The organism is Flavobacterium koreense, from assembly GCF_054776075.1.
This window is the reverse complement of sequence record NZ_BAAHCF010000044.1, coordinates 321-13413: the sequence shown is the minus strand read 5'-3', so window position 1 is coordinate 13413 and position 13093 is coordinate 321. Positions and strand designations below refer to the sequence as shown.

8 protein-coding genes are annotated in these 13093 nt (G+C 31.4%); 3 read left to right on the top strand and 5 right to left on the bottom strand.

Annotated features, from left to right (window positions below; translation table 11 throughout):
• Window positions 1–2: 2 nt before the first annotated feature.
• Both ACYU7A_RS14940 and ribD read right to left on the bottom strand, forming a co-directional pair.
• A complete protein-coding gene (locus ACYU7A_RS14940; protein WP_460577809.1) occupies window positions 3–614 on the bottom strand; it encodes an HAD family hydrolase in 612 nt (203 codons plus the stop codon).
• The gene (gene ribD, locus ACYU7A_RS14935; RefSeq protein WP_460577807.1) at window positions 607–1614 is read right to left on the bottom strand and encodes a bifunctional diaminohydroxyphosphoribosylaminopyrimidine deaminase/5-amino-6-(5-phosphoribosylamino)uracil reductase RibD; all 1008 of its coding nucleotides are present in this window, start codon (window positions 1612–1614) and stop codon (window positions 607–609) included. Before ribD ends, ACYU7A_RS14940 begins: the two co-directional genes overlap by 8 nt.
• Window positions 1615–1719: 105 nt before the next feature.
• On the opposite strand from ribD, the gene ACYU7A_RS14930 reads away from it, so the two are divergent.
• Both ACYU7A_RS14930 and prmC read left to right on the top strand, forming a co-directional pair.
• A complete protein-coding gene (locus tag ACYU7A_RS14930; RefSeq protein ID WP_460577805.1) occupies window positions 1720–2196 on the top strand; it encodes a GNAT family N-acetyltransferase in 477 nt (158 codons plus the stop codon).
• Window positions 2197–2225: 29 nt separating this feature from the next.
• Complete coding sequence (gene prmC, locus ACYU7A_RS14925) at window positions 2226–3080, top strand: peptide chain release factor N(5)-glutamine methyltransferase (protein ID WP_460577803.1); 855 nt, start codon at window positions 2226–2228, stop codon at window positions 3078–3080.
• Window positions 3081–3146: 66 nt separating this feature from the next.
• Here the strand turns inward: prmC and ACYU7A_RS14920 are convergent, their stop codons facing one another.
• The gene (locus ACYU7A_RS14920) at window positions 3147–4391 is read right to left on the bottom strand and encodes an ABC transporter permease (RefSeq protein WP_460577801.1); all 1245 of its coding nucleotides are present in this window, start codon (window positions 4389–4391) and stop codon (window positions 3147–3149) included.
• Between the two features lie 190 nt (window positions 4392–4581).
• Here ACYU7A_RS14920 and hisS point away from each other — a divergent pair, with 190 nt between their 5' ends.
• Entirely contained in the window at window positions 4582–5940 is a 1359-nt protein-coding gene (hisS, locus tag ACYU7A_RS14915) for a histidine--tRNA ligase (protein ID WP_460577799.1), read from the top strand.
• Between the two features lie 615 nt (window positions 5941–6555).
• Here hisS and ACYU7A_RS14910 read toward each other — a convergent pair.
• Together ACYU7A_RS14910 and ACYU7A_RS14905 are read right to left on the bottom strand one after the other, a co-directional pair.
• Entirely contained in the window at window positions 6556–11130 is a 4575-nt protein-coding gene (locus ACYU7A_RS14910; RefSeq protein ID WP_460577797.1) for a LamG-like jellyroll fold domain-containing protein, read from the bottom strand.
• Between the two features lie 357 nt (window positions 11131–11487).
• Window positions 11488–13093: T9SS type A sorting domain-containing protein (locus tag ACYU7A_RS14905; protein WP_460577795.1), on the bottom strand; the 1606-nt coding region annotated here is incomplete at its 5' end.

Sequence of the window (13093 nt, the reverse complement as noted above, 5' to 3'; positions counted from 1 at the left end):
ACTTAAAGCGGCAAATGTTTTTGATTGAACAAGTCTACAACATCTTCTTTTCCAACTTCTAGATTCCATACGTGAAGTCCTAAACTAGCTGCTGCATCTGTATTTACTTTTTTATCATCTACAAATAAAGTGCGTTTAGGTGATAAATCGTATTTATTCATTATAGTAGTAAAAATAGCAGGATCGGGTTTTCTCATTCCCATTTCATACGAGTAAAAAACTTTTTCAAAACATTGATAGAAATCACTGAAAAAAGAAACTCCAACATTGTGTTCAAATCTGCTTATGTGAATTTCATCTGTATTTGTTAGTAGAAACAATTTGTATTTTTTATAAGAAAGCATTTGTAAAAACTCTAATCTATATAATGGAAATTCACCAATTATAGTATTCCAGGCTTCTCTAATTTCTTCTAAAGATGCATTAGGAATAAATTGATGAAACGACTGAATGAATTCTAATTCTGTAACTTTTCCCTTTTCAAATAAGTCATTTATTTCAACAAGTTCAGGTTTAGGTTCGTTTAAACCTAATTTTTTGAATGCTTCAATTTGAGCCTGTTTTTCTAAATTGATAAAAATATCACCAAAATCAAAAATTATTGTATCAATCATAATTGAAAAATGTTAAAAGTTCGTCATTTAAAATTTTCTCTTTTTTACTATTTTCTCCAGAAATAGTTGGCGCTTTGGTTCCTGATTTAAAATAAATTTCACCTCTAAAAACTCGCGCTTCGTCCCAAATGTTTGCATCAATAAACGTCTGCAAAGTTTGTCTTCCACCTTCAATAATTACCGATTGAATTCCTTCATTAAATAAGAAATCGGTTATTTCAAGAGCAATATTGTCATTGAAATTGATATTCTCTTTAGTTATCGTAATGGATTTTACTTGATTATCAAAGATATGACTTTCTTTTGAAATTCTATTATTTTGGTCTAAAACTATTCTAATAGGATGATTTCCAGACCAATCTCTAGTTGTCAAACTTGGATTATCTTCTATAACAGTATTGGTTCCAACAAGAATTGCTTGTTCTTCACTGCGCCATTTATGAACCAATTGTCGTGAAAATTCGTTGGTTATCCAAACTGGTTCTTTTTTTTCTTTTGTTAATGGAGCTATAAATCCGTCTTGGCTTTCTGCCCATTTCAAGATAATGTAAGGTCGTTTTTTATTGTGAAAAGTAAAAAAGCGTTTGTTTAGTTCGTTACATTCGTCTTCAAGAATTCCTACAGTAACATTTTTTCCAGCTTCGATTAGCTTTTTGATTCCAGTTCCTGCGACTTTTGCAAATGGATCTATGGTTCCAATAACTACATTTGGGATTTTATTAGCAATAATTAAATCGCAACATGGTGGTGTTTTTCCAAAATGACTGCAAGGTTCTAAACTTACATAAATAGTTGATTTAGATAGTAATGATTTGTCTTTTACAGAATTTATAGCATTTACTTCTGCATGTGGTTCGCCTGATTTTCTGTGCCAACCTTCACCAATAATTTCATCATTATATACAATTACGCTTCCTACCAAAGGATTTGGATAAGTTGTGCCCAAACCATTTTTGGCCAATTCGATGCAGCGTTTTATGTATATATCATGTGTTTTCACATCACAAAAGTACTATTTTTGTAATGTAATTTTATAATTCAAAAGCATTTGATTTTTTGAATTTTGAATATCCAACTTTGAATAAAGAATTTTGAAATTTTAGAAATGATAATTAGAGAAATCCAACCACAAGATAACGAACAAATTGCCAATGTAATTCGTCAAGTTTTTATATCGGATGATTATCCAAAAACAGGAACTGCTTTTGCCGATAAGCAATTGGATTTTATGTTTGAAACCTATGATAAACCAAAATCTATATATTTCGTAGTCGAAATTGATGGAAAAATAGTTGCTGGAGCAGGAGTAAGTCAGTTAGATAATTCGGAAGAAAATATATGTGAATTACAGAAAATGTATTTTTTACAAGAAGCTCGTGGCAAAGGAATTGGATTTGAAATGATTCAAAAATGTTTGACAAAAGCAAAAGAATTTGGCTATGAAAAATGTTACTTAGAAACTCTTCCCGAAATGCTTGCTGCTCAAAGTTTGTATAAGAAAGTTGGGTTTGAGTATCTTTGTGAACCAATGGGAGGAACAGGTCATACTAGTTGTCCGGTTTGGATGATTAAAAGTTTATAGTAGTTTAATGTTGTTTAAAAAATAGTTTAATGTTACTAAAATCATACAAATCCACATTTCTACAAGAACTTTCTCCTTTATATGATGAAAAGGAAATAGAGAGCTTCTTTTATATTGTATTAGAAAGTTTTCACAACAAGAAACGAATTGATTTGGCATTAAATCCAGAAATGGAAATGGATACTGTTCAATTGTTGCGATGGGAAAGCGTTTTATCTGATTTAAAAAAAGAGAAACCTATACAATATATATTAGGAGAAACAGAATTTTATGGTTTGCCATTTCTTGTAAATGAAAACACATTAATTCCAAGACCAGAAACCGAAGAATTGGTAGAATGGATTTTGCAAAGTGCGAAGTATGAAGAACAAAGTACGAAGTTGAATGTTTTAGATATAGGAACAGGAAGTGGTTGTATTGCTATTTCATTGGCTAAAAATCTTCCAAATGCTCAAGTTGCTGCTATTGATGTTTCTGAAAAAGCATTGGCTACAGCTCACAAAAATGCTGAAATAAATAAAGTAGAAGTAAATTTTATTCTAAAAAATATTTTGGAAACAGAATCATTAGATGAAAAATACGATATAATTGTTTCCAATCCTCCTTATGTTAGAAATCTTGAAAAACAAGAAATTAAGCCCAATGTCTTAGAATATGAACCTCATTTAGCATTATTTGTTGAGGATAATGATGCTTTACTTTTTTATAGAAAAATAGCAGAATTAGCCAAGAAAAATTTATCAGAAAACGGAAAATTATATTTTGAAATCAATCAATATTTAGGCAAAGAAACGGTTGAATTACTTGAAGAAATGGGTTTCAAGAATATTGTTCTGAAAAACGATATTTATGGAAATGATAGAATGATTTCTTGTGAAATATAATTTACTTCTAATGTTCAAGGTCACAGAATGTTGAATATTCAATTTTGAACAACGAATATTGAAATTCTATTCGTAACGCAACGCCTCAATAGGATCAAGTTTCGATGCTTTTATTGCTGGATATAATCCAGAAACTATTGCTACAATAAAACTTGTTATTAAAGCAGCAACAATTGCACCCCAAGGAATTACAAATCCGAATTTCATTAAGGATGCCATTAAATAACCTACCAACATTCCTAATATTATTCCAACCAATCCACCTATTTGAGCGATTAGTAAGGTTTCCATAAAAAACTGCCAAGCAATGGTATTTCTTTTGGCTCCAAGTGATTTTCTAACACCAATTTCTCTTGTTCTATCGGTTACAGAAACAATCATAATGTTCATTAAGGCAATAGATGAGCCCATGATAGTAATAATACTAATTACCCAAGCTGCAGCACTTAAATATCCAGTGATATTGGCAATTCTGTTGGCTAAATCATCACTTCTTGATATTCCGAAATTGGTTTCTTCTACTGGACTTAGTTTTCTAATTTGTCGCATAGTAACCGTTGCATCATTTACAGCACTTTCTAAAAGTTCTTTTTTGTCTACCATCGAACTTACTGTGTAATTGATGTTTGGTGTCGAAAATATAGAACGTGCGACTTGTATTGGAATAAGAATTCGTAAATCTTGATTATTTCCGAAAGTTGAACCTTTTTCTTTTAAAACCCCAATTACTTTAAATTTTGCACCTCTTATAGAAAGAATTTTATCAACAGGATTGACATCTTTTAGTAAACCTTTTGTTGCAAAATCGCTACCAACAACACAAACGTATGCATTGTTTGAAATATCGAATGGATTGAAGTTTCTACCATTTACAATTTCTAAACCTGAATTGGTAGTGTAAAGGTCATCTACACCTAATACACTTATTTCGGGATCGGTTTTTTCGTTTTCATATTTTACTTCTGCAGTTCCTGTTGCTGTAAATGAAACGGAAGTATGTGTAAAAGGATAATCGTATTTTTCTTTAAATGCTTTAGCTTCAGGATAAGAAATGATAGGATTTATTTTCTCAATTTCGCCACCACCTTGATTTCTGGTTGAAAACTCATATTGATTGATGTTGAAAGTATTAGAACCCATAGAAGCAAATTTCGAGTTCAACTCATTGTCAATTGCCGAAACAACAGTAAGAATTCCTACTAAAGCTGTGATTCCTATGGCAATAATGACGATGGTAAGAATCGTACGCAACAATTGTGCACGAATCGAACCCAAAGCAATCTTAATATTTTCTCTAAAAACTGAATTCATAATTCTTATTTGACACGAAATTACAGTTTTTGTTACAAGTTTGTGTTATAAGAATTACAAATTATTTTAAAAAGTATGATATTTGTACCATAATTTCAGATATCTGATTTTAGATATTAGATTTAATGTCTAAAATACAATCTGAAAATTTAATATCTGATATCAAAAATCTAAAATCTAATATTTAAAAATGGCATCTAAACCAAGTATTCCTAAAGGCACACGCGATTTTTCACCAGTTGAGGTTTCTAAACGTAACTACATTATTGCTATTATGCGCACTCATTTTGAGAACTATGGCTACCAACCTATAGAAACACCAAGTTTTGAAAATTCAGATACTTTGATGGGAAAATATGGAGAAGAAGGTGATAGACTGATTTTTAAGATACTGAATAGTGGAGATTATCTGGATAAAGTATCTTCTGAGGAATTGCAAACAATTAACTACAAACAATTAACTAGTAAAATCTCCGAAAAAGCTTTACGCTACGACTTAACGGTACCATTCGCAAGATACGTTGTGCAACACCAAAGTGAGATTGAGTTTCCTTTTAAAAGGTATCAAATTCAACCAGTTTGGCGTGCTGATAGACCACAAAAAGGACGTTTTAGAGAGTTTTATCAATGTGATGCCGATGTTGTTGGTTCAACTTCTTTGTGGCAAGAAGTAGAGTTGGTGCAATTATATGATGCTGTTTTTGCAGAATTGGGATTGCATGGTGTTACCATCAAAATTAACAATCGTAAAATTTTATCTGGTATTGCTGAGGTAATAGGAGCTTCAGATAAATTGATTGATTTTACCGTTGCTTTAGATAAATTGGATAAAATAGGAGAGGAAGGCGTCAAAAAAGAAATGCTTGAAAAAGGAATTTCTGAAGAAGCGTTAGTCAAAGTACAACCATTATTTAATTTTACAGGAACTATTCAAGAGAAAATAGCGAAACTTTCGGTTTTACTTTCTTCGTCAGATGAAGGAATGACAGGAGTAGAGGAGTTACAATTTATTTGTGATAATGTTTCTAAACTTGGATTACAAAAAGCAACTTTGGATTTAGATGTAACTTTGGCTCGAGGATTGAATTATTACACAGGAGCAATTTTTGAAGTTGCAGCGCCAGAAGGAGTTGCCATGGGTTCTATAGGTGGTGGAGGAAGATATGATGATTTGACAGGTATTTTCGGATTAAAAAATATGAGTGGAGTAGGAATATCTTTTGGTTTGGACAGAATTTATTTGGTTCTTGATGAGTTGGGATTGTTTCCAGAAACGGTAACTACCGCAACGAAAGTGATGTTTTTAAATTTTGGAGAAACCCAATCTTTTGTGGTAATGCAAACCATTCAAAAACTAAGAGCTGCTAACATTAAAAGTGAAATGTACCCAGATGCTGCTAAAATTGATAAACAATTTAAATATGCTGAAAGAAGAGGGATTCCTTTTGTAGTAAAAGAAATTTCAAATGGATTGTTCACTTTGAAAAATATTATTTCTGGTGAGCAAGTTCAGGTAGACTTTTCTACGTTAAGTACTACTTTGAAATAAATCTGATTTTTTAATAAAAAAAAACCACGTAATCTACGTGGTTTTTTTGTTTTGTTTGATTGCCTCAGATTTTGATTTAACGTTGCGTCTTTATGTTATCGTTTTCTTTTTTTAAAATAACATAAAAATTTTTCTGTTTTTTCATTTTTTTTAGAGTTTATGTTTTAAACCTAAGGACTTTTTTTTATGTCTTTTTTCAAACCCCCATTTGAAAAAGACATGCACCAATCAGTATTATGGTGTAAAAGTATAGTTAATAGATAATTGTGTTTTAAATTTTAGATGATTGAAGCTTTTCTATCGTTGAAAGTATCAAGTTTTTCGATGATTAGTAAAAAGTAAAAAGCTCTGCAAATGCGGAGCTTTTTGGCGTCAAATCAATCATTTAAACCCTACTAAAAACGATTTTTCTTTAGGACTAGCCTTATGTTTGTTTTCATTTAAAGAATAGACCAACTTATATCGCAAAAATATAGATGAAATAAATGGGCGGATTTATTTTTAGATGAATGTACAGTTTCTTTAGATGAATGGTACTGATTTTAAGATTAATAGTAAAAATAAAAAGCCCCACTAATTGTGGAGCTTTTTGGCGTCAAATCAATCATTTAAACCCTAATTAAAAACGATTTTTCTGCTAGTATCACCTTTGTCTGTTTTTACTTTTACAATGTAAGTTCCAGAACTAATTCCACTGATAGGCAATTGGATGTTTTGTTGACTTTGATTTTCTACTTCAAAAGTCGTAACTAATTGACCTAACAAGTTGTATAGTAATACTTGTTCTACTGTGGCATCAGCCACGTTATTTTTAATATTCAATATGTTTTTATTATTTGCGTAAGCTACTTCAATTCCGTTTTCAATATTGAAAGAAGCATTAGCTAAAGCTGCACTATTATCTTTAAATGTTAAGGTAAAACGATTATCTGTTAGACCTTGAGGTAATTCAACAATATAAGGATGATCTGTAATTTCATGATATTGGTTATTTGTATTGTCATGAATGAATGCTCTTAAGTTATCACCACTTGTAAAGTTTTCTGCAGTGTCTAGCATAATTTTTACTTCACCTGTTACACTAGTTTTGATTCCGATAGGGTAAGAGTTATTCACATCAAAGTTTCCTTCTCCTTGAATTACAAGTTTAGTTCCAGTATTGATAAAATAAATATCATTTAATTGGTTATCAATGTTTACCGCGTCGTATCCGAAATCTATTGCGCTTGTAGCAAGTTGATTCATAAATCCTAAAAGAATTTGTCTGTGATAGTTATCTTTAGATGTTAATCCTAAACGTATTTTCTTGAAAGAATCAGTTGTAGTTTCATCATCTTGATTGTTTGTAAAATGATTTACAGATGATAACATATTGGTATTACTTCTAAATAAACTTGTTGATAAAGCATTATCTTCTTTAATAAATGCTCTTTGATTATTATTAAAAGTAACCGTACCTCCAGTACCAGAACCTACAATGAAGAATCCTTGGCTTACAGGAATATATCTTTGAGGAACTTTTGCACTTGCACCAACTCCACTAATACCTGCAGGAGCTGTTGGAGGCGTTCCACCAACTAAGTTTCTTACAGAATATCCACCTTGATAAGCTACCAAGTTGTGTGTATTGTTAGTACTTGAATGTTCCCAGAAATATAAAGCTCCAGTTGTAGAAGAATTATTTGCTGTAATAAATGCATCAGCATCAAGAGCAGAAGCATATGGGTTACCTGCAAGGTTCAAGTTGTTAGCTGCTACAGTTGTTGTAATTAAACCATTGTTAGGTTTTCCAACAAAAGTAAAGTTTTGATTTGCACCAGCAGCACCGCTACCTTTTAATGTAAATCCTTGTGCTGGATTTAATGTACCACCAGAACCTACAGACTGCCAGTTAGCATAACTATTGCTTAGATTTTGGAATTTGAAAATCCAGTAGCTACTCAATGTTATTGGACTTGTTGGACTACCATTCAATCCAGATGTCCAAGTAATGTTTTGAGGTGTACTTGTTGTACCATCTTTCATAACACCATTTACAGAAAATGTATTGTTGTTAGTTGTGTTATTGATAGTTCCTACAGGTGATGACCAATAATTATAGTTATAAATATTTTTAGTTCCTTGTTGATCTCTTTCAATTCTACCAGAACTTGTTGGGTCTAAATCACTATTTAATGGTTGTACTAATTGAGATCTTCCTTGTAAGTCCATGATACCATCCAATTTGAAATGATGTGTAATTTCAAGTTTAGTATCGTTAGATGCTGATAATGTATTTGAGTGTGTAAATAAACCTAATAACACTTTGTTACCATTTGAATCAACATTATGATTTGTTCTTACAATATTCCAATCAATTGGAGTTGTACCATCAACTATAGATAAGCTATAAGGGATATCTTGAATAGTACCATTTCTCCATGTTCCATCAGTTGACCAAGAACCATTTGCAGTACTTTCGTAGGGCATAGGTGCTGTTTGTAAATTGATAGAAATTTTATCAGGAATTACTAAACTACCTCTATTAGCATTATTAGAATCGTCATCCAAGTGTGTTCCGATATAAGAATTCATTGAATAGTAGGCTATTAAATTACTCCATAATAAACCACTAGCATCGTTTTTAGTAACAGTTGCTGGTATTATTGTACCTCTAGTACCTGTTCCGTTTTGAACAATTTCTTGGTTCATTAAGAATCTGATTTCAGCAGGAGTAACCACTCTGTTCCACATTCTTAGTTCATCGATATCACCTTTGAATAGGTTGTTGATTGTTGTTTTGTTAACATATTGCGCACCAATTGCAAAAGTACTTGTAGAAGCTAAAGGCGGAACAGCTAAAGTAACAGATCTATCTTGAACACCATCAATATATATACTCAATGTTCCTGCACCGTAAGTCACAGCTATATTGTGCCATTTTGCATTTGGTAAAACAGTATTTGAAACTGCACTTTGAGCTATTCCTAAGAATCCTCTCCATTCAATTCTGATTCTATTGTCATTTTGTAATACCAATTGATATCCGGTTGTAGCAGTTGCTTTTTTGGCAATAATTGTTCTTTCGGTTCCCAAATCATTAGCACCATTAGGTCTGATCCAAGTCATTATTGAGAAGTTACCTCCAATTTCGTTCACATTATCAATTCTCACGTAATCATCAGAACCATCTAATGTAATGTGTAATGGATTAGTTGCACGATGTGCTACACCAAAAGTGATGAATTTAGTTCCGTCAAAATCATATAAACAAGTTTGATTGATACCAGTTGTAGACATGAATACAGTTTCAACTCCTGTTGTAAAAGCAGCATTAGTAGCAACTACCATAACATAAGCATCTGTTGGACCTAAAGCTGGTAATCCACTTGTAAATGCAGCTGTTGGAATAGCAACTCTTGTAGTAGCAACATCACCACCAGTTTCAACTACTTTCCATCTTCTATTTACTACTTCTGTAATCGTAGTAATTGTTGTTGGACCTAAATCTACATTTAAGTTAACACCAGAGTTGTTCATGTTTGCTCCATTTGAACCCCAAACTAGGTAACTTCTATTTGTTGCAAATGTATTTGTGTTTGCCGAATTAGTAGCTAATATATCAGTTAAACCAATAGTCATAACTTCTGTTGTATTGATGCTTTTAGATTGTTTTTGAGAATGTTGAGATGCATCATCTCTAAAAATACCTGCAATATCAAAATTGTATCCTGCATTTGTTGTAGAATTCCAAACTACGTTACCATTCGAGTCTTCATAGTTCATTGAAGTTCCGTTTACTCCTAATGTGATACCATATTTTAAAGCTAAGTAAGTTTCAATTCTTCTTCTTTCGCTAACATCATTTTTTCTACTTGAAAAAGAGATTACTTCGGCAATTCTACCTCCAAAACTTCCATTCCAAACTTGACTTCTTCCTAACCAATATCTTCTGTTAGACAAGTTAGCAAATTGAGGAGCTCCTACTTCTTTATTGTCAATTCGATTTGCATTAAAATATAATTGTTGACCATTTAAAGACGGATTATTTCTTGCATTTAAAATGCTAATTGCATTAGAATAAGAGTCTGTTGTACTCATATGTGCAATTCCATATCCTCTCAAGTTTTCTGCAGGATTTGGAGTTGGACTAGAACCTAAACAATAACTTACAATCTCATTATCCATTCTAATTGTATATTGACCATAACCAAACCCAGTACCATCATTATCATATGGATTTACATTTTGTGAACAGTAAATATCCGTACTTGGAGTTGCTGCACTATAAATTGATGGTACATCATTTACAAGAACTAAATATTGCTCATGAGTATAAAAACCTCCAGTCCCATTTAATTCTGACTGATTTGTTAATCCAGTAAAATCGGATAAACCACTTGTTGCTGGGTTGTTATTAAAGAATACAACTGGATTAAAGTTGATATTATCTGTTGCATTATTTTTAAATTTTGGTCTATTTGTTAATGCTGCTCTTGTTGCATCAATAACTGTTGCATCATTTCCTTTACCAACATCTTCCCATGAATTTACATCTGTATTGTCTGATGCTACACCAGTTCCATTAACTCTATCTGCTCTTAACCAAGTTTCTAGGTTAGCAGTTATACCTCCAGGACCATTAGTAATAGTATTGTAAGTTGTACCTATAATAGAAACATAATCCAAATAGAAAAATCTAGAAGAGTTACCTATTGCAGCTGAAAATCTAAATTGAGATGTTGCAGAGAATGCAAAATCTGTTGAAAAAAGTGTACCATAAAAAGCATGATAAATTCCAGAATTATTCATATCTCTTATTGTTCCACCATTACCTACAGTATAAACCCTAACAGTTTTCCAAGCAGCAGCTGTGTTTGGACGATATTCCAAAGTAATTGTTTCGTTAGTGTTTGCATTATGTCTCAAAAAGAATTTGACATCAATTTTGTTGTAAGGCAAAGTATTTATACCAGCTGCAGGTGACGTTAATGTCATACCAGTAGTTCCTCTAAATCTGACTGCGTTTGAACCTTCATAAGCAGTCGCTCCACCTCCAATTCTAACAACATTGCCTCCACCAGAAGTCCATATACCAAATGAAGATTCAAATGTTTCAGAATTTATTACAGTTTGAGATAATGATGTTAATGGTAATAGCATTAAAACTATAACTCTTAATAACATTTTTGTTTTAGTAAAATTTTTCATAACTCTTAGGGTTTTAATTATGATTTCTTTTTTTTCATCAAGTAAGAAAATCATAAATCTTACTTATATGTAATTTGACAAGACAAATGTAGAATTGTAATTTTAATTAAAAAAATATTTTATCGATAAAATACATATTAAATCGATGAAATACACTAAATCACACAAAATAAGAAAAAATTCTTACAAAATAATAATTTCAGCATAGTAGTAATTCTACAATTTTGACGCCTTTAATAGTTGAAATATTTGATTTATTAATTTATTTGATTGAAAAAAAAATATTTTTAAGATAGTTGGATAAAAAAAAGCCACCTATTTATTAAATAGATGGCTTTTTTGAAAGCAATTATAAAATTATCGTTTAACTATTCTTACAGTTTTAGTATTATTTCCTTGAGTTACAATCATTGAATAAACTCCACTTGGATATGAACTTCCGATAGTTACATTTTCTAGTTCATTTGAATCTAAGTTGATTGATTCAATTTGTCTTCCAGTTAAGTCATATACTGTTATAGAAGTGTTTTTATTGAAAATTGTATTTGTTTTAATGTTGAAGCTATCACTGAATGGGTTAGGATAAATAGAAACATTAAATTCTACATTATTAATACTGTTTTCATCAATAGATTTGTTATTAACAAAACCTGGAAAAACTATAGAACATGTTTGACCATAAGGGCCAAAATTTGATTCGTTTGGAAGTTTTACAGAGACTTGAACAGAATAGATACCTGGTACAATTCCTACAAAATTGTTTAAAGTGAATTTATTTGATGAACTAGTGTAAGTTTCATTGTATGCAGATCCATTAGATAATTTGAAACGATAAAATGTAACTCCTGTAATTGGATTAGCAGATATAAATTCAAAGTTATTAACTACATTGTAATTATTACAATAAACAGATGTTAATTGAGTCGTTGGATGTGCAGGTGTTTTAACATTACAACCTGGACCATAAGCTAAGAATGTACCATCCATATTTCTCAAAGCTACCTCAACTTTATAGAATGTATTATATAAAATTCCAGACAATTGTGTCATATTGAATTTATTACTATTTAATGTAATCTCTTGGGCAGTAGCTCCTGATGGAGTTAAACCATTAGAATTCATTTGAGTAATTCTGAATTTATAAGTTGATATAGCTGTTACTTGATTTGCATTTATCCACTGATTGAAAGCTGTTAAAGTACTTCCACATTGTGCTCCAATTGTTGAAACTGGATTTGGTGTGTTTAAGTAACATGGTGTTCCAAAGAAAGGTTGCCATACATTGTTATATCGTACTGCAATCTCAAACATATATCTTGAGTTGTAAGTAGTTCCTGGTACGTTAGCCAAAGAAATATTATTTACTGGTCTGTCAATTATAATTGGTCCAGCAATTGGAGCATTAGTATTCATATCTACTTTAGTGATTTTGAATCTGTACCCTTGAGCAGAATTAGTCCAGTTTGCCGAAACAGTTGAGTACCAACCTGCAATAGTTGTACCACAAGTTCCTGATGGTAATGATCCTACAATTGGTGTACAAGCATTGTCAATAATTCCGTTACAATCATTGTCTAATCCATCATAACAAACATCAACAGCATTAGGATTTACATTTGCTCTTGTATCATCACAGTCAGTTCCAAAAATCACGTAACCTAAAGGTTGAGAACATGATTGAGTTGAAACATTTGGATTTCCAAAACCATCATTATCTAAATCTTGATAGTAAGTATTTAAGGCATTAGAAGCTGCATTGTTATCATTACAATCTAAATTATTAATTACATAACCAACAGGTTGTGAACAAGCTTGAGAAGAAACTAATGGATTACCAAAAGTATCACCATCTAAATCTTGGTAGAATGTAATTAATACATTTTGAGTATTGTTGTTATCATTACAATCTGTGTTATTAGCAACACCACAAGCTACAATTGTTGTAGAACCGAAACCATCGTTA

Bases quoted from the DNA above. Each gene is read 5' to 3' on its own strand.
- ACYU7A_RS14920 (WP_460577801.1), bottom strand. From the start codon at position 4,391: ATGAATTCAGTTTTTAGAGAAAATATTAAGATTGCTTTGGGTTCGATT.
- ACYU7A_RS14910 (WP_460577797.1), bottom strand. From the start codon at position 11,130: ATGAAAAATTTTACTAAAACAAAAATGTTATTAAGAGTTATAGTTTTA.
- ACYU7A_RS14940 (WP_460577809.1), bottom strand. From the start codon at position 614: ATGATTGATACAATAATTTTTGATTTTGGTGATATTTTTATCAATTTA.
- hisS (WP_460577799.1), top strand. From the start codon at position 4,582: ATGGCATCTAAACCAAGTATTCCTAAAGGCACACGCGATTTTTCACCA.
- prmC (WP_460577803.1), top strand. From the start codon at position 2,226: ATGTTACTAAAATCATACAAATCCACATTTCTACAAGAACTTTCTCCT.
- ACYU7A_RS14930 (WP_460577805.1), top strand. From the start codon at position 1,720: ATGATAATTAGAGAAATCCAACCACAAGATAACGAACAAATTGCCAAT.